The organism is Luteimonas soli, assembly GCF_042648865.1.
Taxonomy (GTDB): Bacteria; Pseudomonadota; Gammaproteobacteria; order Xanthomonadales; family Xanthomonadaceae; genus Luteimonas; species Luteimonas soli.
Window position 1 is genome coordinate 585,452 of the sequence record NZ_JBHRYA010000007.1, and the last position, 26,068, is coordinate 611,519.

Genomic DNA, 26,068 nt, shown 5'->3' on the forward strand with positions numbered 1-26,068 from the left:
CCCGCACCGCACCGCCTCGGTCCGTAGGATGGGTAGAGCGCAGCGAAACCCATCACCCCGCCCGGACCCAGGCGACGCACCCGCACAACGGAGGAGGCGTACGCCCAAGCCGCTTGTGCCTGGAGTCCGGTGAACGATGGGTTTCGCTGCGCTCTACCCATCCTACGGCCGGGCTGCGCTTAGAATCCGCCCATGGACGCCAACTACCGCCGCGCTTGAACCCCGACTACGCCGCCCTGCGCGTCATCGGCTGGCCGTGGGAAGGCGCGCCGGACGACTCGGCATGGCGCGAGGCGATGGCCGCGCACCCGCAGGCGCGGCCGGCGCGGGTGGTCGAGCAGCACCGCTCCGGCTACATCGTCGCCGACGGCCCCGGCGAGGGCTTTGCGGTCGAATCCCTGCCCGAATGGCAGCGTCCGTCCGGCTACCGCAAGGGCAGCTCGTCGCAGGACCAGCGCGCTGCGGTCGGCGACTGGGTGCTGCTCGACGGCAAGCGCATCGTCGCCCTGCTGCCGCGCCGCACCGCGATCAAGCGCGGCGCGGCCGGCGAGCACTACAGGCAGCAGGTCATCGCCGCCAACATCGATACCGTGCTGGTGGTGAGCGGCCTGGACGGCGACTTCAACCCGCGCCGGATCGAACGCTACCTGCTGCTCGTCCACGGCGGCGGCGCGCAGCCGATCATCGTGCTGACCAAGGCCGATCGCAACGGCAGCGACGTGCAGGCCGCCATCGACGCGCTTGCCGGCATTGCCGGCGGCGTGCCCGCGTTCGCGGTCAACGCCAAGGACCGCGACAGCGTCGCCGTGCTCGATCCGTGGCTGCAGGCCGGCATGACCGCGGTGCTGGTCGGCAGCTCCGGTGCCGGCAAGTCCACGCTGACCAACACGCTGCTCGGGGTCGAGAAGATGAAGACCGCCGGCGTGCGCGAAAGCGACGCCCGCGGCCGTCACACCACCACCCATCGCGCGCTGATCCCGCTGCCGTCGGGCGCCTGCCTGATCGACACCCCCGGCATGCGCGAGCTCAAGCCCACCGGCGAGGAGGACCTGGCCGAGGGCGGCTTCGCCGACATCGAGGCGCTGGCCGAACAGTGCAGGTTCCGCGACTGCCGCCACGATCGCGAGCCCGGCTGCGCGGTGCGCGCCGCGATCGAGGCCGGCACGCTGGATCCGCAGCGGCTGGCCAACTACTTCAAACTGCGCGATGAAGTCGCCGGCGCCGCCGACAGGCTGGCCACGCGCCTGGCGCAGAAGGCCGAGGCGAAGGTGCAGGGCAAGGCGCTGCACAAGCGCCTGGACGACAAGCATGGAAAGCGCTGAGCTTTGCTCCCTCCCCTGCGAAGGCAGGGGGCGTACCGATGCGCTTGCGAGTCGAGGCCGCATGCGGCCGAGGTGGCTCGCGCATCGCGGAGCGACCGCCAGCTGTGCTGGCGGGCCGGACGGGCTGGGGAGGGATGTCTTCCGGATCAGCGCGAACCGTGGGCACCCCCTCCCAACCTCCCCCTGCCGTCGCAGGGGGAGGGGCAGGAGCAAAAATCCCCGGCTGAAGCCATGACAACGCACGCCCCCGACATCGCCCATCACGCCGCGCTCGACGCGCGCATGGTCGCCGCGGCGCGCGGGATCAAGGTGCTGACGCTGGCGAGCTGGCCGGCGCAGGTGCAGCAGCGCTTCCTCGAAGGCCACGCGCGCGGGCATGACGTGCCGCCGCGGATCGAGTACCCGAAGCACGACTTCGGCGACGTGCGGCGCGAACTCGACGCCGTCGCCGCGGCCGCCGACCCCACGCATCCGATCGGCGCCTACCTGGTCGAGTCCACCCGCAGCTGGTCGATCGCCGCGCAGCTGCTCGAAGCGCTGGGCACGCCGGCCGCCGGCATCCATTCGGCGGCGCTCTACGGCCGCCCCGACGATCCGCTGCCCGGCCAGGGCCCCACCGCGCGCGAGGCCGCGCGGCATTTCATCGACATCGCCAACGAACTCGACCGCGAACTGCTCTCGCCGGCCGAACAGGTCATCATCTCGGCCACGGCGCTGCAGCTGCAGCTGCAGTCCGAACTCGACCGCTACTTCGGCGAACGCGTGATCGCGGTCGAACTCGACCCGGACATGATCGCCAAGGCCGCCGCCGGATCGCGCCGCATCCGCCTGCGCGCGGGCGCGGAATACACCGACTACGACCACCACCAGCTGCTCCAGCACGAAGCCTTCGTGCACTCGCTCACCGCGCTCAACGGGCGCGAGCAGGCGTTGCTCGGCAGCCTGGCGCTGTCGTCGCCGCGCGCCACCGCTACCCAGGAAGGGCTGGCGGTGTTCGCCGAGCAGATCACCGGCAACATCGACATCGAGCGCATGAAGCGGGTCAGCCTGCGCATCGAGGCGATCGCGATGGCACTCGAAGGCGCCGGCTTTGTCGACGTGTTCCGCTACTTCCTCGATGCCGGGCAGTCGGCGGAGGAGAGTTTCGCCTCGGCCCAGCGCGTGTTCCGCGGCGTGCCGCTGGACGGTGGCCACGCGTTCACCAAGGACGCGGTGTACCTGCGCGGCCTGGTCGGCGTGCACACCTTCTTCCGCTGGGCGCTGCGCGAGCGTCGGCTGAGGCTGTGCCGGCAGCTGTTCGCCGGCAAGATGACGCTGGGCGACGTGCAGCGCTTCGCGCCGCTGTTCGAGGCCGGCGTGCTGCAGCCGCCGCGCTGGCTGCCGCACTGGGTGTCGCGCGCGAATGGCCTGGCGGGAATGCTGGCGTTCTCGCTGTTCGCCAACCGCATCCGGCTGGACCAGGTGTCCGGGGCGCCGGGATTCGATATCTGACCGGCGCGTCGAGGAAGCGGCGACGAGTCGTTCCCGCGCAAGCCGGCCTGCGCTAGCCGGCCGGCGCGCGGATCTCCTCAATGATCGAAGCGAGCAGGGCGATGAACTCCTCGGCTGCCTTCGAAGGCGGCCGGTCCTCCAGGAACACGCATTCGACCTTGAACCTGATCGGCGGGTCGAGGGGCCGGAAACGCACGGACGTTTCGGAGCCGGCGCGCGCGGTGAATTCGTCGACCACCGTCATGCCCGCGCCGCAGCCGGTCAGCGCCGCGGCGATGTAGAACGTCTGGTTCGACACCACTTCATGGATCACCACGCCTTGGCGCTTGAGTTCGGCGGTGAACGCGTCGCCGACCGGGCCGCTGGTGGTCAAGCCGACCATGTTGCGGCCGTCGAGCAGCGACAGCGGCACGGCATCGCCGACGTCGGCAAGCTCGTCTTCCCGGAACAGCAGCATCAGCTCGCCCGTGTCCAGCACGCGGCGTTTCATGCGCGGGTGCGCGGGCGGGTCGTAGGCGATGGCGATGTCGCAGGTGCGTTCGTACAGCGCCTGGAACAGCTCGTCGTGGTGCAGCGTCTGCACGTCGAAGGTGACTTGAGGATGCAGCTTGCGAAAGCGCGCGATCGCCAGCGGCGCGACGTGCAGGCCCAGCGACGGCACCACGCCCAGGCGAATGTGGCCGCCGCCCACGTTGCGGATGTTGCTGACGGTCTTCTGCAGCGAGGTCAGGCGCTCGAAGATCTCGCTGACTTCCACGAACAGCGCATGCGCCTCGTCGGTGGCGACCAGACGCCCGCGCACCAGGGTGAACAGAGTGAGGCCGAGCTGCGACTGGGTGTGGTGCAGGACCTTGCTGACCGAGGGCTGCGAAACATGCAGCGTGCGCGCGGCGGCGCTGATCGACCCGGTCGTGTAGACGGCGTGGAAGACTTCGATCTGGCGGAATCGCATGGCGTCGATCTTAAGGCGCGGCCCGGCTCTTGTCAGATCGCGATCTGCTACTCGGGACTGCGCCCGACTCCCTCGCGCCGCGGATCGGCCGCCCACTCGAGCCTGCCTTCGCGAATGAACACGCCGTGCAGGCCCGAGTCCTCGCCGGAACCGGCGCGGACCTCGATGCCTCGGCGTTCGAGTCCGGCGCGGATGCGCGGGGAGAAACGCGCGGCCTCGCCGTTGAAGCGCTTGCCGCGCGCGACCAGGTTGGGCAGGTCGACCGCCTGCTGCAGCGGCAGGTCCCAATAGACCAGGCCCACCAGCGTCTTGGCGATGTAGGCGGGGATCGCGGAACCGCCGGGCGAACCGATCGCGCCGACGAAGTTGCCGTCGCGATCGAGCAGGATCGCCGGCGTCATCGACGAACGCGGACGCTTGCCGCCGGCGATCGCGTTGGCGGCGGGAACGGGGCCGGCGGCCGGGTTCCAGGAAAAGTCGGTGAGCTGGTTGTTGAGGAAGAAGCCATCGACCATGCGCCCGGAACCGAAGAACGATTCGATCGTGGTGGTGATCGACACCGCGTTACCGTGCGCATCGACGATGACCATGTGGCTGGTGCCGCCCGGTTCGTCGGTGCGGTCGGCGACCGCTGGCGGCGCGCCTTCGGGCCGTCCGGCCGAAGGCGCGGGCACCGCGGCCGTGGCGCCAATCAGCTTGCGGCGCGCGTCGACGTAGGCCGGGTCGAGCAGACCCTGCACCGGAACCGGCACGAAGCGCGGGTCGCCCACGTACTGGTCGCGGTCGGCATACATGATCCGGCTGGCCTCGGCGAACAGGAACCACGACTGCGGATCGCCTGGCCCGCGCTGGTCGATGTCGGTGCCGTCGAGCAGCGCCATCAGCTGCAGCAGGCCGACGCCGCTGGTCGGCGGCGGCGGCACGCACAGCACGTATTGGCGCAGCGGCCGGCAGATCGGTTCGCCGGTCGTGGGTTCGTAATCGGCCAGGTCCTGCTCGCTCATCGCGCCGCCCAGCGGCGGCTGGTGCGTGCGGGCGACGATCGCGCGCGCGATGTCGCCGTGGTAGAACGCCGACGGCCCGCCCTTGGCGAGGGTGCGCAGGGTGTCGGCATAAGCGGGGTTGCGCAGCAGGTCGCCGACCTCCAGCGCGTTGCCCGCGGCATCGGAGAAATAGGCGGTGACGTCGGGCGCCGACGCCTGCGGGAACTTGCCGTGGATGTGCTGCGCCAGCCGCGGGGTGACGCGGAATCCTTCCTCGGCACGTTCGATGGTCTCGTCGAACAGCTGGTCCCAGCGCAGACGGCCGTGGTCGCGCTGCGCGGCCGCGAACACCGCGACCGCACCGGGGACGCCGGTGGCGCGTCCGGTCAGCATCGCCTCGGAACGCGGCAGCGGATTTCCGTCGGCATCGTCGAGCAGCGCGGGCGTGGCCAGCGCAGGTGCTCTCTCGCGCCCGACGTAGCTGGTCACCTCGCCGCTGTCCGCGTCGTACACCATGATGAAGGCGCCGCCGCCTAGGCCCGAACTCTGCGGCTCCACCAGGCCCAGCATCGCCTGCACCGCGACCGCCGCGTCGATCGCACTGCCGCCGCGCCGCAGCACCGCGGTGCCGGCGTCGACCGCGAGCGGATGCGCCGCGACCACGACCGCTTCGTCCGGAGCGGGCGTCGGGACGTGCCCGCCGGTTGCGCAGGCGGACAACACGACCAGAACGCCGACGGACACGCAGGTGCGGGCGCGGTACAGGATGCGAAGTGTCATGCGCGATGTTCCTCGCTGCGTTGGGAGTGACAGGGTGCGGTTGCCCGGGCCTTCGTCGACCTACGGCCAGAAGTTGAGGAACCCGGTGATGATCAGCGCATTGGTGAAGTCGATGAAGAACGCCCCCACCAGCGGCGCCACCAGGAACGCGCGCGGCGCCATGCCGTAGCGCAGTACCAGCGTGCGCATCACCGCCATCGCGTTGGCGGTAGTGCCGAGCATGAAGCCGATGAAACCGCCGCCCATCACCGCCGCGTCGTAGTCGCGGCCCATGATGCGGAACACCGGGATGCAGAACGCCACCACCAGCGCGACCTGCACCGCAAGGTTGACCACCAGCGGCAGCGCCAGCCCCGACAGCTCCCACAGCTTGAGGTTCATCAGCGCCACCGCGAGGAACAGCGCCAGGCACACGTTGCCGATCAGGTCGGTGGTCTGCACCGACAGCCCGACCCAGCCGGTGTGGTCGTCGAAGTTGCGGATCACCGCGCCCACCAGCATCGCGCCGATGTAGACCGGCAGGGTGAGGCCGATCGCATCGAAACCCTTGCCGACCCAGGCGCCGACCCACATCGCGAGCAGGATCACCACGATGCTCTTGAGCGCGTTGAACTCGCGCGCCGCTTCGGTATCCACCACCACGCCCTCGCCAACGGCGACGTCGAGCTCCTCGGCGACCGCCGCGGGCACCTGCACCTCGACCGGTTCGGTGGCAACCGCGTCGGCGCCCGTCCTCAGGCGCAGCCGCCGGATCAGCACGGTGATCGCCGGGCCGCCGACCACCCCGCCGCAGACGATGCCCGCCATCGCCGAGGTGATGGCGATCGATTCGGCGCCGACCAGGCCGGCCTGCTCGAACAGCGGCGCAAACGCCAGTCCCGTCGCCGGCCCACCGGTTAGCGTCGCCGAGCCTGCGAGCACGCCGAACATCGGATCGAGCCCGAACGACGTCGCCACCCCGATCCCCACCAGGTTCTGGATCACCGCGAATCCCGATGCCAGCGCCAGGAACACCATCACCTGCTTGCCGCTGATCCGCAGCAGCGCGACCGATGCGTTGACGCCCATGGCAGTGAAGAAGGCGACCATCAACGGACCCTGCAACGCGGTGTCGAACTGGAACAGCACGGTGTCGCGGCCATGCGCCCAGAGCACCACCAGAGCGACCACCAGCCCGCCGATGACCGGCGCGGGCAGGTTGTATCGGCCCAGCACGGGGATGACGCGGCACAGCGCGTAGCCGAGGAAAAGGGCGAGGCCGCCGAAGGCCACGGTCTGCACCGCGTTCAATTCAATCATGTGGGTTCCTCGAAATCGTTCGCGGGCGTGCGTCCTGCGATCGTCACTGCGCGCCGGCCGCCACGCCCTCGCGGATCGCGCCGTCGGCCTGGCCCCAGAAACCGGCGGCGGCCGGCCGCAGCGCTCCGTTGTGCGAACGCACGCCGTCGCCGTGGTCCGCCTTCAGCCACAGCGGGCCATCGAGGTCGACGAACTCGGCGCCGCGAGCCACCAGGAACGCCGGCGCCACCGCCAGCGACGAGCAGATCATGCAGCCGACCATGATCCGGAACCCGCTGGCACGCGCCGCTGTCCGCAGCGCCAGCGCTTCGGTCAGGCCGCCGGTCTTGTCGAGCTTGATGTTGACCGCCTGGTAGCGGCCCTGCAGGCGCGGCAGGTCGGCGGCGACGTGGCAGGACTCGTCGGCGCAGATCGGCACCGCCGATTCGAAACCTTCCAGTGCCTCGTCTTCCGCGGCGGGCAGGGGTTGTTCCACCAAGGCCACGTCGAGTGCTGACAACGCGGGCTGCATGTCGCGCAGCAGGTCGATGTTCCAGCTCTCGTTGGGGTCGACGATCAGGCGCGCGGTCGGGGCCGCGCAGCGCACCGCCCCGATCTGCGCGGCCGGATTGCCGGCGTCGACCTTGACCTTGACCAGGCGCGCCGTCGCGATCCGCGCCGCCGCCTGGCCCATGCGTTCGGGCGTGTCCAGGCTCACGGTCAGCGCGGTGGTCAGTACCTGCGGCGGCGCCAGCCGCAACAGCGACCACACCGACGAGCCGGCCAGCTGCGCCTCCAGGTCCCACAGCGCGCAGTCGACCGCGTTGCGCGCCGCGCCGGCGGGCAGCAGTTCGGCCAGTTGCGCACGCGACGCGCCCTCGGCGATGGCCTGCCGGGCGCCTTCGATCTGTTGCAGCACCGATTCGATGGTCTCGCCGTAACGCGCGTACGGCACCGATTCGGCGCGCCCGCGGCAGCCGCCTTCGCGGATCTCGACGACCACCGCTTCGGCTGAGTGCTTGACCCCGCGCGAGATGCGGAACGGCGTGGCCAGCGGCCAGCTGCGGTGGCGCGCGCTCAGCTCGCGAAGCATGACTGCAGCCGGTCCGCGATGCGCGCCATGCCCATGGTCACCGGGTCCTCGCAGGGCAGGCCCAGCGCGTCCTCGATCTCGGCGCAGGCCCGGGCCGCGGCGTCCGCGCCACCCAGGTTCGAGGTGTTCACCGCCACGCCGACGGCGATGACGTCGGAGCTGGTCAGGCGCGCGGCCTGCAGGTTCGCCTCCAGGCACGTCGCCAGATCGGGCACCGGGTAGTGCGGCAGGCCGCGCATGTGGGCGCGGCCGGGTTCATGGCACAGCACGAGCGCGTCGGGCTGCGCGCCGTGCAGCAGGCCCAGCGAGACGCCGGCGTAGGACGGATGGAACAGCGAGCCCTGTCCCTCGACCAGGTCCCAGCCGCCGTCGTCGCGCGCGGGCGAAATCCATTCGGCGGCACCGGAAATGAAATCCGCCACCACCGCGTCGATCGGCACGCCCGCGCCGGCGATGAAGATGCCGGTCTGCCCGGTGGCGCGGAAATCCGCGCGCACCCCGCGTGACTGCAGTTCGCGTTCGAGCGCCAGGGTGGCGTACATCTTGCCGACCGAGCAGTCAGTGCCGACCGCGAGCAGGCGCCGGCCGGCGCGACAGCGGCCGTTGCCCACCGCCAGCGGCGGCGGCTGCCGCGCATCGAACAGGAAGCGCCCGTTGCGCCGTGCCGCGGCCACGATGTCCGGGTACGACGCCAATCGCTGGTGCAGGCCCGAGGCGATGTTCATGCCCGCGTCCAGCGCGGCGACGACGTGCTGCACGGCTTCATCGTCCATCACCCCGCCAGCGTTGGCCACGCCGACGATCATGGTGTTGGCGCCGGCCGCCACGGCCTGTTCGAAGTCCAGGTCCGGCAGGCCGAGCGTGGTCTTGCAGTCGCTGCCGCGGAACTGGCCGACGCACCATTGCGGCCGCCAGTGGGCCAGGCCGCGGGCGGTCTTGGCTGCCAGGTGGTCGCGTGCGTTGCCCAGGTAGAGCAGGTAGGGCGGCGGCCAGCGGGAAGCGGGCGGAGCCGGGGCAAGCGCGGCGGTCGATGACATAGGGTCGGGCGGTCCTGGGGTGGGGCGGGGCGGAGGGAGTCGCGGCGGCCGTGCGGCGCCGCCAGCGCTTGCGATCGTCCGAAGCGATCACGTTGCAATGGCCGTGCCCCGCATCGATGGCGCGCGGCCCTTGCCGGGCGTTCCCGCATGGGATGCCCAACCTTAGCCACTCGCCTGCCGGCCCACCATTGAAAAGACGCAGGCCGTGCATAACCCGCGGTTATGCGCGTCGCGCGCGGGGGACAGTCGCCCGGGCGACAGGCCCCGCAGCAAGGGGGCAAGGTAGAATCGAAGCCGTTATCTCCCAACGCCGCGACCATGCCCGACCAATCTCCCGAGACGCCCGATCCCGACCAGCCAATCGCGCAGCAGCCCGAGGATTTCAAGCAGGCCGCGCTGGACTACCACCGCCTCGCGCCGGCCGGGAAGATCAAGGTCACCGCGACCAAGCCGATGGTCACCCAGCGCGAGCTGGCGCTGGCCTATTCGCCCGGCGTGGCCTACGCCTGCGAGGAGATCGCCGCCAACCCCGCAGCCGCGCACGACTACACCGCGCGCGGCAACCTGGTGGCCGTGATCTCCAACGGCACCGCGGTGCTGGGCCTGGGCGACATCGGCCCACTGGCCGGCAAGCCGGTGATGGAAGGCAAGGGCGTGCTGTTCCAGAAGTTCGCCGGCATCGACGTGTTCGACATCGAGGTCGACGAGCGCGACCCCGACAAGCTGGTCGAGATCATCGCCTCGCTGGAACCGACCTTCGGCGGCATCAACCTCGAGGACATCAAGGCGCCGGAATGCTTCATCGTCGAGCGCAAGCTGCGCGAGCGGATGAATATCCCGGTGTTCCACGACGACCAGCACGGCACCGCGATCATCGTCGGCGCCGCGGTGCTCAATGCGCTGCAGGTGGCGGACAAGGAGATCGGCGAGGTCAAGGTCGCCACCACCGGTGCGGGCGCCGCGGGCATCGCCTGCCTGGACATGCTGGTGGCGCTGGGCGTGCGCAAGGACAACATCGTCGCCTTCGACCGCGACGGCGTGATCCACACCGGCCGCCCGGGGCTGGACCCGGACAAGGCGCGCTACGCGGTCGACACCGACAAGCGCACGCTGGCCGAAATCGTGGACGGCGCCGACGTGTTCCTCGGCCTGTCGGCCGGCGGCATCCTCAAGCCGGACATGGTCGCCACGATGGCCGACCGGCCGGTCATCCTCGCGCTCGCCAACCCGTACCCGGAGATCCTGCCGGAAGACGCGAAGGCCGTGCGCCCGGACTGCATCATCGCCACCGGCCGTTCGGACTACCCGAACCAGGTCAACAACGCGCTGTGCTTCCCCTACATCTTCCGCGGCGCGCTGGACGTGGGCGCCACCGAGATCAACGAGGCGATGAAGCTGGCCTGCGTGCGCGCGATCGCGCGGCTGGCGCAGATGGAATCGTCCGACCTGGGCAGCGCCTACGGCGGCGACGTGACGTCGTTCGGCACCGACTACATCATTCCGCGCCCGTTCGACCCGCGCCTTCTGACCGTGCTCGCGCCGTGCGTGGCGGAAGCGGCGATGGCCTCGGGCGTGGCGACGCGGCCGATCACCGACATGGACGCGTACCGGGAAAAGCTCGGCCAGTTCATCCACCGCACCGGCCTGATGATGAAGCCGGTCTACGAGCGCGCCCGTGCCGACCTGCAGCGCGTGGTGTACGCCGAGGGCGAGGAGGAAACGGTGCTGCGCGCGGTGCAGACCGTGGTCGACGAACGGCTGGCGCGGCCGATCCTGATCGGGCGCCCGGACGTGATCGAAAGCCGCATCGCGCGCCTGGGCCTGCGCCTGCGCATGGGCGAGGACTTCGACCTCACCAACATCAACGACGACCCGCGCTTCCACGAATACTGGACCCAGTACCACGCCCTGACCGAACGCCGCGGCGTCACCCCGGACGCGGCCAAGAACCTGCTGCGCTCCCGGCCCTCGCTGATCGGCGCGATCATGGTCGAACGCGGCGAGGCCGACGGCCTGATCTGCGGCCTGGTCGGCCGCTACCACAAGAAGCTGGGCTACCTGCGCAGCGTGTTCGACCTCGACCCCGGCGTCACCAGCACCTCGGCGATGACCGGCGTGATCAACGACGCCGGCCTGTGGTTCTTCCTCGACACCCACGTGCAGCTCGACCCCAGCGCCGAACAGATCGCCGAAAGCACGTTGCAGGCGACCTACCGGCTCAAGCTGTTCGGCGTCGAACCGCGCGTGGCGCTGCTGTCGCACTCCAACTTCGGCAGCCACGACAACGCCTCGGCGGCGAAGATGCGCAAGGTGCGCGAAATCCTCGCCCGCCGCGCCCCGCGCCTGGACATGGACGGCGAAATGCAGGGCGACACCGCCTGGCTCGAGGACATGCGCCGGCGCATGCTCCCCGGCACCACGCTCAAGGGCCGCGCCAACCTGTTCGTGATGCCCAACCTGGACGCGGCCAACATCACCTACAACCTGATCAAGGTGATGACCGACGGCGTCGCCATCGGCCCGATCCTGATGGGCACCGACCAGCCCGCCCACATCCTCACCGGCGCCGCCACCCCCCGCCGCGTGGTCAACATGACCGCCATCGTCGCGGTGGAGGCGCAGATCCGGAAGCTGCAGCGGGAAGGGGCCTAGCCTACGCGGGTACGAACGTGCCGTTGTAGGAGCGGCTTCAGCCGCGAGCTTTTTGACCTTCGACGCCAATCAAGAAGCTCGCGGCTGAAGCCGCTCCTACAGGAGAGCGGGGTTCCCCTACGCGACATCGTGGTTTCGGCCGATTCAAACGGATAAACCTGTCCGGCATGCTGGTTGCATGGGATCAGGACACGAAGCTCTGCGTCGAGGAAGATGGTCCGAAGCAGGCCGCATTTACCTGTTGACGTTCACGACGGCCAACAGGCAACCGCATTTCCTCGCATGGCCGATCGCTTCCGATGCGGCGAGGCTGATGACGGGGTTGTCGCTTTGGCGAAAGAGCAGGTTGCTCGCATGGGTATTGATGCCGGACCACTGGCATGGATTGGTCGAGCTCGGGGATGGCATGGCGCTGGCCGAGTGTGTTGGCCGACTAAAGGGCGCGAGTGCCCGCGCCTTGCGGCAGCAGCATCCAGCGCTTGACCGCATCTGGGCGCCGGGCTACCACGACCATGCGCTTCGCAGGGAAGAAGACCTGCTTCCCGCTGCGCGTTACCTCATCATGAATCCCGTCCGCGCGGGATTGGTATCCCGGCCCGGCGACTATCCGTTCTGGGACGCAGGGTGGCTCCAGGACTCTGTGTAGGAGCGGCTTCAGCCGCGAGCTCTTTGGTCCGCGTCGAAGATCAAGGAGCTCGCGGCTGAAGCCGCTCCTACAAGAGTGTCGGGCTGGGTTACGCCCCTAACAGCTCCCGCACCAACCCCGGCAACTCGTGCAGCTCGTGCTTGAGCAGCACGCCGTCGGCTTCGGGAAGGGTGGCGTCCTCGGCGATCGCGCCGGTCAGGAGCACGAACTTCGCCCCTGGCGCGCGCTCGCGCACGATGGCCAGGGCGCGCGGGCCGTCGAAGCCGGGCATGTTGAGGTCCGAGAGCACCAGCTGCGGCGCGGGTCCGTCCAGTGCGGCGTGCAGCGCTGCTTCGCTTGCCACCCACAGGCAGTCGACGTCGAGGCCGGCGCCGTGCAGTTCGATCCGCGTCAGCTCGGCGTCGTCGGCGCAGTCGTCGACCAGCAGCACGCGCCAACGTCGTGCCGCAGGTGGTGGCGATGCGCCGTCCTTCTCACTCGTCCCCCGCCCGGAAGCGGCGATGCGAGGGGGATTCCCCCCGGGCGAAGCCATGCGTCCTCAGACGTCCTGCGGTGCTTCGTTGAACACCGCCCAGAACTTGCCGAGCGTCTTCACCGCCTCGAAGAACTGGTCCACGTCCACCGGCTTGACCACGTAGGCGTTCACGCCCAGGTCCCAGCTGCGGGCCAGGTCGTTTTCCTCGCGCGAGGACGACAGGATCACCACTGGCAGGCGCTTTAGATGCTCGTGCTGGCGCAGCTCGGTGAGCACTTCCAGGCCGTCCATGCGCGGCATCTTGATGTCCAGCAGCAGCACCGCCGGGTCGCCCTCGGGGCGGTCGGCGAAACGACCACGGCGCAGCAGGTAGTCCAGCGCCTCGACGCCGTCCTCCACGTGCACGATCGGGTTGACCAGGTGGGCGTCGCGCAGGGCGTCGATCGCCATCTCCGCGTCGTTGGGGCTGTCTTCTGCAAGCAGGATGGTGCGGATGGTGCTCATGCGGTCGGCGTGCTCTTGCTGTTGGTGGGTTCCAGGGTCGCTGGAAGGGTGAAGTGGAAGATTGCGCCCTTGCCGGGTTCGGATTCTGCCCAGACACGGCCCTCGTGGCGCGTGATGACGCGCTTGACGCTGGCCAGGCCAATGCCGGTGCCGGAGAACTCCGACGCCGCGTGCAGGCGCTGGAATACCCCGAACAGCTTGCCCGCGTAGGCCATGTCGAAGCCCGCGCCGTTGTCGCGGATGCTGAACCGATGGCTACCGTCGGCTTCGTGGTCATGGCTGACCTCGATTTCCGCCGGCTCGCTGCGCGCGCTGTACTTGACCGCGTTGCCCAGCAGGTTCAGCCACACCTGGCGCAGCATGTTCTCGTCGCCGACCAGCACCGGCATCTGCCCGATCTTCCAGTGGATGACGTGGTCCGGGTTGTCGGCGTGGGCATTGGCGTCGAGCATCGAGCGGGTGTCGTGGACCATCGATTGCAAGTCCAGCACCTGCAGGCGCAGCGCGCTGCGGCCCAGGCGCGAGTACACCAGCAGGTCGTCGATCAGCGCCGACATGCGCCTGGCGGAACCTGCGATCACGTCCAGGTAGTGGCGGCTCTTCTCGTCGACATCGTCGCCCAACTGGCGCCCCAGCTTGTCGGAGAACCCGGCGATGTGGCGCAGCGGCGCGCGCAGGTCGTGCGAGACCGAGTAGCTGAACGCCTCCAGCTCGCGGTTCACGTCCGACACCTGCTCCACCTTGCCCTCGAGCTGGCGGTTGAGCTCGCGGATCTGCTGCTCGCTGGCCTTCTGCGCGCTGATGTCGCTGGCGGTGACCAGCACCGCGTCGTCCTCGCTGTCGGGCAGCGACATGCGGCGCGCGTTGATCAGCATCACGCGCTCGTTGCCGTCGGCGGTCTCCTGGCGGCGCTCGAAGTCCCACAGCTCGCGGTCGCGGCCGATCACGTCGCCGAGGCGACGCAGGACTTCCTCGTCGTCCCAGGCGGCGTTGCCCACTTCGGCCAGCGGCTTGCCCACCGCATTGCCTTCGACGCCGAACAGCTCCGCGAACGCGGCGTTGTACATCACCACGCGCAGGCCTTCGTCGGCCAGCACGATGGGTTCGCGCACGGTTTCGAGCATCACCGCCGCGCGCGCGCTGGCGCGCTGCGTGGAACGTTCGGCCCGCGTGCGCGCGGCCAGCTGGCGGACGGCGAAGAACATCACCGTGCCCAGCAGCGCCAGCTGCGCGAGCACCGCGCCCCAGCGCAGCAGCCCGGCGCGTTCGCGCGTCTTCTCGGCCACCGCCGTGCGCCGCGCGAGCAGGGCGCGCTCCTCGCCGACGATCTCCGCGGCGATGCCGCGGATCGGGTAGCGCGTCACCAGCCGTTCCACCCCGGCGGCGTTGCTGGTGCCGGCCAGGATGCGGTCGACCTCGTCCATCCGAAGTTCGACGTTGGCCCGCAATATGCCGATGCGCACCTGCTGCTGCGGGTTGTCGCGGGTCAGCGCCTGCAAGGTGTCCAGCGCGGGCCGGATGCGCGCGTGGCTCTCCTCGATGCGCCCGCGCAGGCCCGGGGCGTCCACGCCGGCGGAGATCGCCAGCGCCGCGGCCTCGATGTTGCGCAGGTCGTAGGTCAGCGCGTACGACTGCGCCTCCACCTGCTGCGAATGGTTGACCTGCTCCATCGCCTGCACGCTGTCGATCGAGGCATTGCGCAGCAGGGCGGCCGGCACCACCACGATCAGCACGACCGCCAGCAGCAGCAGCGCGAAGCGCCACTTCTGCGTCGGTTCTGTGGGCACGGGTACGGACATGCGGTTCGCCTGGGCACGGAAAGAGGCGAACGCCCGGTGCGTCCACGGCTCCCCCCAGCGGCGATCATCGCCGCCGCGCCCGCGGATCGCAACCGACCGCCTCCGCGCGCGCCGGAGGGGTTCCCGCGCACCCGAAGGGAACGCTGCGTGCCGGCCGGCAGGGGTGGCCGCCCTGATAGAATGGAAGCTCTAATCCACGACCACTGTGCGGCCAGCGGGCCGCGGCGGAGCGCGCCCCGATGAACTGGCTCAACGAAGTCCTCAACAACGATCCCGACCCTGCCGAGTCGCAGGAATGGTTCGAATCGCTCAAGGCGGTCATCGACCACGATGGCCCCGCGCGCGCGCACCAGCTGCTCAACGGCATGGTCGAGCTCACCCGCCGCGCCGGCGCCCACCTGCCGTTCGCGCCGACCACCGAATACATCAACACCATCCCGCCCGGCCAGGAGGCAAAGTCCCCCGGCGACGCGCAGATGGAGTGGCGCATCCGCTCGCTGATCCGCTGGAACGCGATGGCCATGGTCGTGCGCGCCAACCGCAAGCCCGGCGACCTGGGCGGCCACATCGCCACCTTCGGCTCCTCGGCCACGCTCTACGACGTGGGCTTCAACCACTTCTGGCGCGCGCCGAGCGAAGACCACCCGGGCGACCTGCTCTACATCCAGGGCCACGGCTCGCCCGGCATCTACGCGCGCTCGTTCATGGAGGGCCGCATCAACGAGTCGCAGCTCGACAACTTCCGCATGGAAGTCGACGGCCGCGGCGTCAGCTCCTACCCGCACCCGTGGCTGATGCCCGATTACTGGCAGACACCCACCGTGAGCATGGGCCTGGGCCCGATCGCCGCCATCTACCAGGCGCGCAACTTCAAGTACCTCGAAAGCCGTGGCCTGATGCCCAAGACCGACCGCAAGGTCTGGTGCTTCCTCGGCGACGGCGAGACCGACGAACCCGAGAGCCTGGGCGCGATTTCGGTTGCGGGAAGGGAAGGCCTGGACAACCTGGTCTTCGTGATCAACTGCAACCTGCAGCGCCTGGACGGCCCGGTGCGCGGCAACGGCAAGATCATCCAGGAGCTGGAAGGCAACTTCCGCGGCGCCGGCTGGAACGTCATCAAGACCATCTGGGGCAGCTACTGGGATCCGCTCCTGGCCCGCGACACCAGCGGCAAGCTGCGCCAGCTGATGATGGAAACCGTCGACGGCGAATACCAGAACTGCAAGGCCTTCGGCGGCGCCTACACGCGCGAGCATTTCTTCGGCAAGTACCCGGAGACCGCCGCGCTGGTCGCCAACCTGTCCGACGCCGACGTCTGGCGCCTGAACCGCGGCGGCCACGACCCGCACAAGGTCTACGCCGCCTACCACGAGGCGGTGAACACCAAGGGTATGCCCACCGTGATCCTGGCCAAGACGGTCAAGGGCTACGGCATGGGCGCGGCCGGCGAGTCGCTCAACCCGACCCACGGCACCAAGAAGATGGACGACGAGGACGTCAAGGCGTTCCGCGACCGCTTCCAGATCCCGGTCAGCGACGACCAGCTCAAGGACGGCCAGATCCCGTTCTTCCACCCCGGCGAGAAGTCGCCGGAAGTCGAATACATGCTCGAGCGCCGCAAGGCCCTGGGCGGTTTCCTGCCGCAGCGCCGTCCCAAGGCCAGCAAGTCGCTGGAGGTGCAGCCGCTGCAGACCTTCGAGCGCCTGCTCAAGGACACCGGCGAGCGCGAGATCAGCACCACCATGGCCTTCGTGCAGATGCTCAACATTGCATTGCGCGACAAGCAGGTCGGCCCGCGGCTGGTGCCGATCGTCGCCGACGAGGCGCGCACCTTCGGCATGGAAGGCCTGTTCCGCCAGATCGGCATCTACGCCCCGCACGGCCAGAAGTACAAGCCGGTCGACGCCGACCAGCTGATGTACTACCGCGAGGACGCCGCGGGCCAGGTGCTGCAGGAAGGCATCACCGAGGCCGGCGCGTTTGCGTCATGGCTTGCCTGCGCCACCAGCTACAGCACCAACGACCTGCAGCTGCTGCCGTTCTACATCTACTACTCGATGTTCGGCTTCCAGCGCGTCGGCGACGCCGCCTGGCAGGCCGGCGACATGCGCGCGCGCGGCTTCCTGCTCGGCGCCACCGCCGGCCGCACCACGCTCAACGGCGAAGGCCTGCAGCACGAAGACGGCCACAGCCTGGTCCAGGCCGGCCTGATCCCGAACGTGCGCAGCTACGACCCCACCTTCAGCTACGAAGTGGTGACCCTCGTCCAGCACGGCATGCAGCGCATGCTCGCCGAGCAGCACGACGAGTACTGGTACATCACCCTGATGAACGAGAACTACAGCCACCCGGCCATGCCCGAGGGCAGCGCCGAAGGCATCATCAAGGGCATGTACCTGTTCAAGGACGCCGGCAAGCCGAAGAAGGGCGAACACCGCGTGCAGCTGATGGGCTCCGGCACCATCCTGCGTGAAGTGATCGCCGCGGCCGAACTGCTCGACAAGGACTTCGGCGTCACCGCCGACATCTGGTCGTGCCCCAGCTTCAACGAACTGGCCCGAGACGGCCAGGACGCCGAGCGCCACAACCGCCTCCACCCCGAAGCCAAGCCGCGCAAGGCCTACGTCACCCAGCAGCTCGAAGGCCGCCAGGGCCCGGCCATCGTCGCCACCGACTACATCCGCGCCTACCCCGAACAGGTCCGCGCCTACGTCCCGATGCACTACACCGTGCTCGGCACCGACGGCTACGGCCGCAGCGACACCCGCGCCAACCTGCGCCGGCACTTTGAGGTCGACCGCTTCCACGTCGCGCAAGCCGCGATCGCGGCGCTGGCGGCGGAAGGGAAGATGACGGCGAAGGACGTGAGCCGGGCGATCAAGCTGTACAAGATCGATACCGACAAGCCTTACCCGTTGTACGCCTGATACTTGGAGTGATCGGGAAGGGCGGCCGAATGGCCGCCCTTCTCATTTTCGGACCTCGGAAGCCGTAGGATGGGTCGAGCGCAGCGAAACCCATCACGTCTGTTCCCGGCACAGATCCCGGAATCGGTGGCAGCGCCCCAATCACCCGCCAGCCTGCCCGGACATGGCCCTCAAGACCACTCCCTACGATTCCGCCCGATATCTGCGCACCGACGAGGAGCGCGCCGCCTACCTGGCCACCTGCATGGAGGAAGCGCCCGAAGACGTGGCCTTCCTCGCCCATGTCGTGGGCGTCGTCGCCCGCTCCCGCATGAGCCAGCTTGCACGTGATGCCGGCCTCACCCGGGAGGGTTTGTACAAGGCGCTGTCTGACAGCTGCAACCCCAGCGCCGACAGCGTGCTGAAGGTGGTGCATGAGTTGGGCTACCGGCTGACTGTGACGCCTGAAAAGCCGGGCGCTTGAGCCAAAGCGAGGAGCGCGCGACGCGCATGACGCCGAACTCCACATCCGCCTCCACCCAGAGACCCAGACCCCGCATAAGACCGGCGTGACACTGTGGTTCGAAGTCGCCGAGCCCGGCTGTCTTCCCACCGATACTGTCGACATCTACCGCCAATCTAACGGGAAACCTCCGTCGCCGCATGAAAATTTCCTATAAATTCCCGAAAATTTATAGAAACTCTCTGGCTCGCTTCTCCGAGACCGGTCCCGAGCGCATCAATGCGGTGACTGGTTGCGCGTAGGCTTGCGCAACTCCATGAACCAGCCGGAAGGGTTGATCGGGATTCTCACTACATCTCCTACTTGTGCATTCTCGTAATCAGCAACGTGCTGTCGATAGGCGAAATCCTCGAACGGGCGTATCTGCCAGCTGACCGGGATCGCCACCAGAATCGCGCACGCGAGCATGCCGCCAGCGACCCATCTCGCAACCGGCCGGCGGTCCTGCCCGGCCATGCACATCAATGCGGCGTAGAAGCCAAGCATCGGTAGAAATGAGTACCTTTCGCCGGCATGCGGCACTTCCCATGTAACCCACTGAGCAGTGGTGGACAGTTGCGGCGATATCAGCGCCGCGATGAAAACAAGCGCTGTAAACGCAATAAAACTGATTGCCGCATCACTTCCAGATCGTATGGCTCGAACCAGTACGCCTGTTCCAATGGCTGTAGCAACCAATGGCAAGAGAACACTTTCTCTCCAGAGGCGCAGAGAATAGATGTGGCTCCATCCATCGCCAAGTAGCCCGGCCAGCACGACCTGGCCACCTGCAATCCGCAGAAATCCCAGCCAAGTCGCCCCAAGTGGCCCGACCGCTCTACTGACTCCCATTTGCGGAATGGCGAGTGCCAGCTGTATTCCTGCACCGACAAGAAGCACGGCAAGGAGCCATGCTGTGCGGCGGTCGCGTCTGCGATAAGCCAGCCACGCCACGCAAGGTAGAAGCAAGATGCAGAAGGGACCGCTTAGGCAGGAGAGCGACACCAAGCCGATGTCGAGAGCCATCTGCCGCCTGCTCCTCCAAGCATCGAAGCAGCATACAAGCGCAGCAGACACGGCCAAGTGCCACTGCGCATTCGTGAGATTGGCATGCACCTCTGTCGTATACGGTTGCGCGATGTAAAGCAAGCCGAGAGCCAAGCGGGCAGTCAAAGAGGGAACAAGCGCGCGGCCCCGCGCACTGCTCAACAGCAGTATTGGCAGGATCTGTGCCGCGATCGCTGCAAGGTTGAACACCAGTGGCGCCAACTGCATCGGCATCCATACGGCGACGGCCGCCACTAGACGTGACAACGTCTGCAGGTATCCGTTCTGCGGTAACAGCAGCGAGTTAAAGGCCCCCAGGTTGTGGGCATCGGCGAACCAGATTTTGCCATCCTCGGCCCAGAACTGTGGGTCAAGGATGGCGTCGGGTCGGCGCAGAATGACTACAGCAGTGCATACCAAAGCCAATCCTAACCACAGTGGAAGGGCCGGGGCGAGTCGGTGCTTCAGGTCGCCAGAGCGCTCGATTGAAGCATCAAGGACTCGTCGAAATATATCCAAGTATGCCTTCAACTGTTCGGCCTTCGCATGTAGGTGATCTGGAAACAAAATGGTTCAAAGAGAGGCCGCTCCCCGTAGTGCAGCGATAAAGGGCTGCTCTTCCAGTGGCAGGACTTGTGTAGATCCAGCCCTCGATCCCAAGAGGTGTGGTAACTCCACACGAGCCCCGTGCCAGGACATGGTCCTGCCCGTTCACACAGCCGAAAAGCGGGGCTGTTCCGGTGACGGGAGCCATCTTCAAGTAGCCCACTACTGACTCGAAGTTGAATCCGCAATAATGTCTCACATACCCCGTCGTTATCCAGTGCTCCGGCATTTGTCCCAAGCAACCCGTCGCTGAAAAGTATCGCTTCAACGGCATCGAATCAGGATCTGGAGACCATGTCGCCGACGCAATCTCCCATGTGGAAGGATCTGCGTCTCCCGCTCCAAAGAACATTGTTACTTCTGGGAAGAGAAAATCAAGATTCCCATACCCATCCCGGAGAAACGACGGATTGTGGAGTTCTCTGAATCCGGTGTTTGCAGAGTTGAGAACTGCCTGAAGCTCCCACGCGCCCGACCCGCTCAGGAAGTTTGCCGCACTCATCTTGAACAGGCCCATCTGGTATGACTCTGTGTCTCCGGAGCGTACCGGATAGCCGCTTACGACTCGATAGAAAACATTTTCCGTCGATTCATATGCAATATCGCCGCTGGTAATGTTAATCGCCAACCCAGCGTTATTGCTGTTCGGTATTGTTGTTGGAGGGCCAAAGTTGATCCCATCGATGGTCGAACGAGTGTAGATTCTTGTTCCAACCTGAGGGCTCGTATCGACGTACATCAGGATGATGTTGTCCACGCCATCTTGATTGTACGTCCCAGCTTGGCCCGCCCCGTACGTTCCCGTTGCCGGATAAACCTGCGGATAGATAACCGGGTTCGCGACTTTTAGCCAGCTGACACCGTTAACGGAGAACGCTACACCGATTCGGCTATTCCTCCCGTCCGCTCTATCGGTCGCCGTATAATACATCGCATAATTATAAGTAGTAGATGATCCCGGAACCGAGAAGGCGCCCTTAACAACCGATGGATCACAAGTATGTACCCCGTCCCATGCGCCAGAAGTTGGCCACATAACCTTTGTGATTGCGGAGAACTGTCCGGTACTGGTGTTATAGGTGCGATAGTATATAACGTCTCCACCGGTTGACGAGCCCGGGAATGTGCCATATCCACACCACCAGATCTTCATCAGATTATTTTCTACAATAACTGACGGAGCATAATCGTATCCACCTCGCACAAATAGTGGTTCCTTGTCGGGTAGATCCAGGCCCGCTTTTGCCGATTGACACAGAACCAGTAGGCCCGCCAGTGCAATAGCTCGGGTAATAATGGCCGCGGCACTCTCCATCGTCACCTCCTCCCCAGAAGAGTAATAATAATTATTCCAACAGAAATTATTATTAGTGTCGGAATAGCGTCTTGAAAGTTGTTCCAAGAGAGTATTGAGTTGTGAGAATACCTTGCACTTCTCATCAACAATGCAAGCACTAGCAAAGAGACTGCGGCAATTATGAATGCGGCCGCAATTATGATCTTCATCATTCTGAGCATTTTTGATAGCACGTATTGATTTGCCCCATAGATATAGCGGTAGTACTGAGGTTAACAATTGGATTAACCTTAAGTAGTGCTCTCCCAGCCAGTCTTTCCGCGGAGCTGGACATGCATGCTTCCGCCAGGTCTCTTATTCCTCTTTTCAGCATAGGTTTCGCCATCTCTCCTGAGGCATCTGTAATTCGATTCTCAGTAAAGCTCTCTTGTGAGGTACCCAGAGTATTGTCCATGTAACAGAACGTCGCACAGCTAATCCGACGCTTAGCCTCATGAACGCCCATTGCGTACGCTATGGCGGCTTCATCTACAGGCCGAACCGGGACATTCGACAATGATTGCAGTCCGAAGGGGTCGGTCAAGTTCACCGGATCCCCCTCCACATAAGCGAAAGTGTTCATGCTGCCTTTCAACCCAATCGGATCGCTCTGTACGTACCGTCCAATGCTCGCATCGTAGTCTCGGAACCCGTTATTCCACAGCCCCGTTTCTGCATCGTAGTACTGTCCGGGGAACCCTAGGTTCAGCCCGCCAATGCTGTTCAATGTCACCGTCCGGTCGAAGGCATAGTTGCTCGCCCGCCAAACCGCTGCCTTCGCTCCGTTGGTCACCAGCTCCGGACGCCCCAGATGGTCGGCTTGGATGTAGCTGATCGCACCTCCGCGCACCATCGCCACCGGCTCGCCTTGGAAGTAGACGTACTGGGTCCAACCTTGGCCCGCCTTGTATTCACCCAGCATCGCGTTTCCGGCACCGTAGGTGAACCAATGTTTCGTGCTTCCCACCTTCTTGTAGACCCGTTGCCCGAGTGCATTAACGGCATACGTCGTTGTCACCCCCGCCTTCGTTGCGGAAGCCATGCGGTTAAAGGCGTCGTAGGTATACGTAGCGCCGGCGTTGCCGGTGAGATTTCCATTGGCGTCAAAGGAGAAGCTCTTCGCGCGTGGGCCCGTGATCGCCGTCAGGCGGTTGCTGGCCGCCGGCACGCTGTACAGGTCCGCCTGCCCACCCCAAGTATGGCTCGTCCGGTTGCCGTTGGCGTCGTACAGGAAATCCTGGTTGGTGCCACTGGCCACCACGGTCTTCAACCTGCCCACCGCATCGTAGGTGTAGTTCTGAGTGAGGGTCGACTGGACACTGTTCCCGATCCGGGTGATCTGATTGTTGGCATCATAGGTGTACGAGAGGTGCTGCAAGAAGGCGGCGCCGTTCTTCGTGTTGCGTGCCGTGGGGCGTTCGTCCATGTCGTAGGCGAGGTTGCGGACGAGGCCATTCCCATACGTCCACCTGACAGCCGGGCCGAAAGGCCGGTAGCTGGCGCCGGACACTACGTTGGTGGTCGTCCCGCCGATCGTCGCAGTCACCGTCGTTAGTTGGCCATAGGCGTAGCCATAGCCGACGCCCACGCCGCCGGGGTAGCCGATGCCGCTGACGCGTCCCATGTTGTCGTAGGCATAGGTGTATGTGGCCTCGCCGCTCGCGGGCATGGCGCTGACCTGCTTGGTCAGCCCGCCTTGCGGGCTATAGGTGTAGCTGACGCTGCCCGTCGGATCGGTGATCTTGCAGAGCCGGCTCTTGCCGTTGGTGCAACTGTCGTATAGGAAGGTCTGCGACTGTCCTCCCGCCGTGACGCCCGTCAGGCGTCCCAAGCCGTCGTAGGCATAAGTCGTGATGTCACCGCTTGCCCGAGTCATCTTCGTCGGCTGCCCCGCAACGTTGTACTCGAAAGTCGTGGAGCCGGTATCCGGGCTATTCTGGCTCCAGAGCTGGCCAAACCCGTCGTAAACGAACGTCGTGACCCGACTCGTTGGGGTCGTGACCTTGGTAATCCGGTCTCCCAGGTCGTACTCGAACTTGGTTATCTTGCCCAGCGGATCTTTCGACTGGACGAGCCGGTCCAAGGCGTCGTAGGTCAGCGTCGTGACGTTGTTGAGGGAATCCTTGATCGTCTTGACGTTGCCATTCAGATCGTAGGTGTACCGCATATTCTGTCCGTTGTTACCGCGCTTTGCGCGCGGACGGTTCAATTCGTCGTAGTCGATGAAGGACGTATAGTAGTCTTCGGAGGAGATGACCTCGATTGGATCTCCCGGCTCACCGCCGGGCCAGCAAGCAGGCCACGGCTCTGTGCAGGGGGGCATCTGCATCTTCTTGCTGATGCGTGACTTGATGATTCCTGTGATGTTGCCCGCGCTATCTTTCTCGTGAACCTGCACGGCAATGGGGTGCGTGCCGCTGGATTCGATGCGCTGAACCGTACTCAACACTCGATTGGGATCGTAGAAGTAGCGGGTGGTGACACCGTCAGGCGTGATGACCGACGACAGTTGCCCCGTGTCCTCGTACGTCATCTGCGTATCAGCGGCTGTGCCGTTCGGATAGTTCCGCACCTTGAGTACGCGCCCGCCCGCGTCGTAGGTGTAATCCACGATGTCACCATTGGGGCCGGTGATGCGCCGCGGCTGTCCCAAGCCATCAAAATTGGAGTACGTCCTTGCCTGGTTGAGGCTGTTCTTCACCGACACAAGGTTTCCCAGTGTGTCATAAGAAGCAATCAACGTATCGCTGGAAAGCGGGCCATCTTCGGCAACTGTGGCGACCATGCCGTTGGCATGCTTCGTGTACGCATAGGTGGTCGTGCGGGATTGGTTGGTGACGCCGTGCGACGACAGATTCGTCGTCTTGACGCTCGCAACCCGGTTGTCCGTGGTGTAGCCGTACTCCACCTTGATCAGATTGCTACCCGTTGCGACACCACCGACAACAATCGATGTCACACGATTCTTCGCAGCGTCCCAAGTATATGTAGTCTTGCGCGCCTGTGGAGTACCGTAGGCCTCGATCTGCGTCAGCATCTGGCCTTTGGCATTGTGGGTGTAGACTGTGTCGTTACCGTTATAATCCGAGCGCAGGGTGGGATATCCGGTCGTCGCATCGTATACGGTTTCGCTGTAACTCGATGCGCAGTACGTGCTGGTATGTCCGGTGATCGATGTAGGCTTTCCGTCCTTGAAGACGTACGTGGTCTTCTTTCCAAGTGGATTGGTCTCCAGGACCGTCAGCGTTCCATTGGTACCCGGCGTATAGACGAACGTGTGCTTGTTCCAGTCGTAGTCGTGCTTGGTGCTCGTCACATACCCGTTGGTGTCGTACGTGAACCACGAGTATCGCCTCGTGCCAAATGACTTTCCTGTCAGTGCACCAGGATCGCCAGCCACCTCATAGTGATAGCTGATCGTCGTACTTGGTGTACCTGGCTGGGTTGCGGACGCGAGCCGGTGGAATCCGGTCCCGAACGCATTGGCAGTGTATGTGTAGGTGTAGTTATTGCCGGCGGGGTCACGTGCAGTTGTCAGCCTCGTTCCGCTCCACGTGAACTGCACGTACCGACCCGAAGTATGCGTTACCTTGGTCGGATAGGTGCCGCTATAGGTATACGTCCAGCCGATGCCGTGCTCATTCTTGATCGTAGAGACATAACCTGAGGACGTATAGGTTTCTACATCGTTTTCCTCGGTATAGAGGATGAAGCTGCCATTAGCCTGCTTGACGATGCGGGAGATGGGGCCTGCCTTGTCTTCGTAGAAAATCCCGTCCGATGCATTCTTCAGATACTTTATAGTGCGCCCATCCGGACGCCACGCGTAGATGGTCGTTTTGCTTCCGACGGCACACGTCCCACCTCCCGGTCTCGGATAGCAAGTGTCGACTGCGGTCGTTCCGAATGTCAGCTTGTAATCAAAGTTGCTGATCCAGTGCCTTCCGAACAGACCGATACCTTGCCAGTAGTGATTGTATGTCCTCGATTGAAAGAGAGCGCGCTCGCCGCTTGTCGAAAAATCCCACTCGGGTTCAATCTTGTTGCCGGTGGAGAGCACGACTGGATTGCCTACCCGTGAAGGCGCCATCGATGCCGGCACGGGCGCTCCACCTCCGCCCGACCCTTCGGGGCAAGGATCCTCGGAGGCGGCATCATTTCCGTTGATCACCACGCTCACGTTCGTGACCCGCGAACCACGACCAAAGCTCCCTCCCCCGTCGAGATTGCGGACATGGTTGAAGTTTGGCCAAAACACATGGTAGCGCCTGCCCGTTACCGTCATGGTTGGTTCGTTGCAGCTGCCATCCGGTGCCGGTGTTTGATCAGGGTCGCATATGGCTTGCGCCGCGCCCGAGCCCAGTAGAAGTCCCGCGACGAGCAGAATCTTGCCGAAGGAAGCAGGAATCAGAGTAGCCGCATTTCTGAAGCCGGCTTGAAAGTCCAATTCAGGCTCTGTGAGGGTAGCGTTCCCGTTCTCTTGGCGGTGCGTGACCAATGCACCTAATTCAGAATTCTTCAACCTTGACCCCCTTTGGTATCACTTCTCAGTAGATTTCATTCGGCTACAGCACATGTAGTGCGATGCTGAGATTCACCACGTCACCATCGAGGTTGCCGATGCACTTCGTACTCCGCAAGCAGGCAGCTGGTTACTCC

16 protein-coding genes and 1 pseudogene are annotated in these 26,068 nt (G+C 65.5%); 6 read left to right on the forward strand and 11 right to left on the reverse strand.

Annotated features, from left to right (window positions below):
• Window positions 1–215 precede the first annotated feature (215 nt).
• Window positions 216–1,306: pseudogene (gene rsgA, locus ACFONC_RS10000) on the forward strand (ribosome small subunit-dependent GTPase A); the annotation flags it as partial.
• Between the two features lie 247 nt (window positions 1,307–1,553).
• The gene (locus tag ACFONC_RS10005; RefSeq protein ID WP_386743675.1) at window positions 1,554–2,813 is read left to right on the forward strand and encodes a flavohemoglobin expression-modulating QEGLA motif protein; all 1,260 of its coding nucleotides are present in this window, start codon (window positions 1,554–1,556) and stop codon (window positions 2,811–2,813) included.
• A 52-nt stretch (window positions 2,814–2,865) separates the two neighbouring features.
• On the opposite strand, the gene ACFONC_RS10010 is transcribed toward ACFONC_RS10005, so the two are convergent.
• From ACFONC_RS10010 to dgcN, 5 genes are read right to left on the reverse strand one after another with little or no spacing between them, the layout of a single operon-like run.
• Window positions 2,866–3,765, reverse strand: a complete 900-nt coding sequence (locus tag ACFONC_RS10010; protein WP_386743677.1) for a LysR family transcriptional regulator — start codon at window positions 3,763–3,765, stop codon at window positions 2,866–2,868.
• Window positions 3,766–3,812: 47 nt separating this feature from the next.
• A complete protein-coding gene (gene ggt, locus ACFONC_RS10015) occupies window positions 3,813–5,528 on the reverse strand; it encodes a gamma-glutamyltransferase (RefSeq protein WP_386743679.1) in 1,716 nt (571 codons plus the stop codon).
• Window positions 5,529–5,588: 60 nt separating this feature from the next.
• On the reverse strand, window positions 5,589–6,827 hold the full coding sequence (gene gltS / locus ACFONC_RS10020) for a sodium/glutamate symporter (RefSeq protein WP_386743681.1): 1,239 nt from the start codon (window positions 6,825–6,827) through the stop codon (window positions 5,589–5,591).
• 43 nt (window positions 6,828–6,870) lie between these two features.
• Entirely contained in the window at window positions 6,871–7,899 is a 1,029-nt protein-coding gene (gene dgcA, locus ACFONC_RS10025) for an N-acetyl-D-Glu racemase DgcA (protein WP_386743683.1), read from the reverse strand.
• Complete coding sequence (gene dgcN, locus ACFONC_RS10030; protein ID WP_386743685.1) at window positions 7,884–8,936, reverse strand: N-acetyltransferase DgcN; 1,053 nt, start codon at window positions 8,934–8,936, stop codon at window positions 7,884–7,886. The genes dgcA and dgcN overlap by 16 nt, the downstream gene beginning before the upstream one ends.
• 318 nt (window positions 8,937–9,254) lie before the next feature.
• Here dgcN and ACFONC_RS10035 point away from each other — a divergent pair, with 318 nt between their 5' ends.
• Both ACFONC_RS10035 and ACFONC_RS10040 read left to right on the forward strand, forming a co-directional pair.
• Window positions 9,255–11,588 (forward strand): NADP-dependent malic enzyme, encoded by a 2,334-nt coding sequence (locus tag ACFONC_RS10035; protein ID WP_386743687.1) that lies wholly within the window; start codon window positions 9,255–9,257, stop codon window positions 11,586–11,588.
• Window positions 11,589–11,766: 178 nt separating this feature from the next.
• A complete protein-coding gene (locus ACFONC_RS10040) occupies window positions 11,767–12,234 on the forward strand; it encodes an REP-associated tyrosine transposase (RefSeq protein WP_386743689.1) in 468 nt (155 codons plus the stop codon).
• Between the two features lie 88 nt (window positions 12,235–12,322).
• On the opposite strand, the gene ACFONC_RS10045 is transcribed toward ACFONC_RS10040, so the two are convergent.
• The 3 genes from ACFONC_RS10045 to ACFONC_RS10055 form a co-directional block, all read right to left on the reverse strand.
• Window positions 12,323–12,664 carry a response regulator gene (locus ACFONC_RS10045; RefSeq protein WP_386743691.1) on the reverse strand — a complete coding sequence of 114 codons (342 nt, stop codon included), beginning with the start codon at window positions 12,662–12,664 and terminating at the stop codon, window positions 12,323–12,325.
• Between the two features lie 108 nt (window positions 12,665–12,772).
• A complete protein-coding gene (locus ACFONC_RS10050; RefSeq protein WP_386743693.1) occupies window positions 12,773–13,213 on the reverse strand; it encodes a response regulator in 441 nt (146 codons plus the stop codon).
• On the reverse strand, window positions 13,210–15,012 hold the full coding sequence (locus tag ACFONC_RS10055) for a sensor histidine kinase (RefSeq protein ID WP_386743695.1): 1,803 nt from the start codon (window positions 15,010–15,012) through the stop codon (window positions 13,210–13,212). The genes ACFONC_RS10050 and ACFONC_RS10055 overlap by 4 nt, the downstream gene beginning before the upstream one ends.
• A gap of 239 nt (window positions 15,013–15,251) precedes the next feature.
• Here ACFONC_RS10055 and aceE point away from each other — a divergent pair, with 239 nt between their 5' ends.
• Together aceE and ACFONC_RS10065 are read left to right on the forward strand one after the other, a co-directional pair.
• Window positions 15,252–17,939: a pyruvate dehydrogenase (acetyl-transferring), homodimeric type gene (aceE, locus tag ACFONC_RS10060; RefSeq protein ID WP_386743697.1), complete on the forward strand. Its 2,688-nt coding sequence runs from the start codon at window positions 15,252–15,254 to the stop codon at window positions 17,937–17,939.
• Between the two features lie 163 nt (window positions 17,940–18,102).
• Window positions 18,103–18,402, forward strand: coding sequence for an addiction module antidote protein (locus ACFONC_RS10065; RefSeq protein ID WP_386743699.1), 300 nt, complete (start codon window positions 18,103–18,105; stop codon window positions 18,400–18,402).
• Window positions 18,403–18,657: 255 nt separating this feature from the next.
• Here the strand turns inward: ACFONC_RS10065 and ACFONC_RS10070 are convergent, their stop codons facing one another.
• The 3 genes from ACFONC_RS10070 to ACFONC_RS10080 form a co-directional block, all read right to left on the reverse strand.
• Window positions 18,658–19,986, reverse strand: a complete 1,329-nt coding sequence (locus ACFONC_RS10070) for a hypothetical protein (protein WP_386743701.1) — start codon at window positions 19,984–19,986, stop codon at window positions 18,658–18,660.
• The gene (locus ACFONC_RS10075; protein ID WP_386743703.1) at window positions 19,961–21,226 is read right to left on the reverse strand and encodes a hypothetical protein; all 1,266 of its coding nucleotides are present in this window, start codon (window positions 21,224–21,226) and stop codon (window positions 19,961–19,963) included. Before ACFONC_RS10075 ends, ACFONC_RS10070 begins: the two co-directional genes overlap by 26 nt.
• Before the next feature lie 352 nt (window positions 21,227–21,578).
• Entirely contained in the window at window positions 21,579–25,931 is a 4,353-nt protein-coding gene (locus ACFONC_RS10080; RefSeq protein WP_386743705.1) for an RHS repeat-associated core domain-containing protein, read from the reverse strand.
• Between the last annotated feature and the right edge of the window lie 137 nt (window positions 25,932–26,068).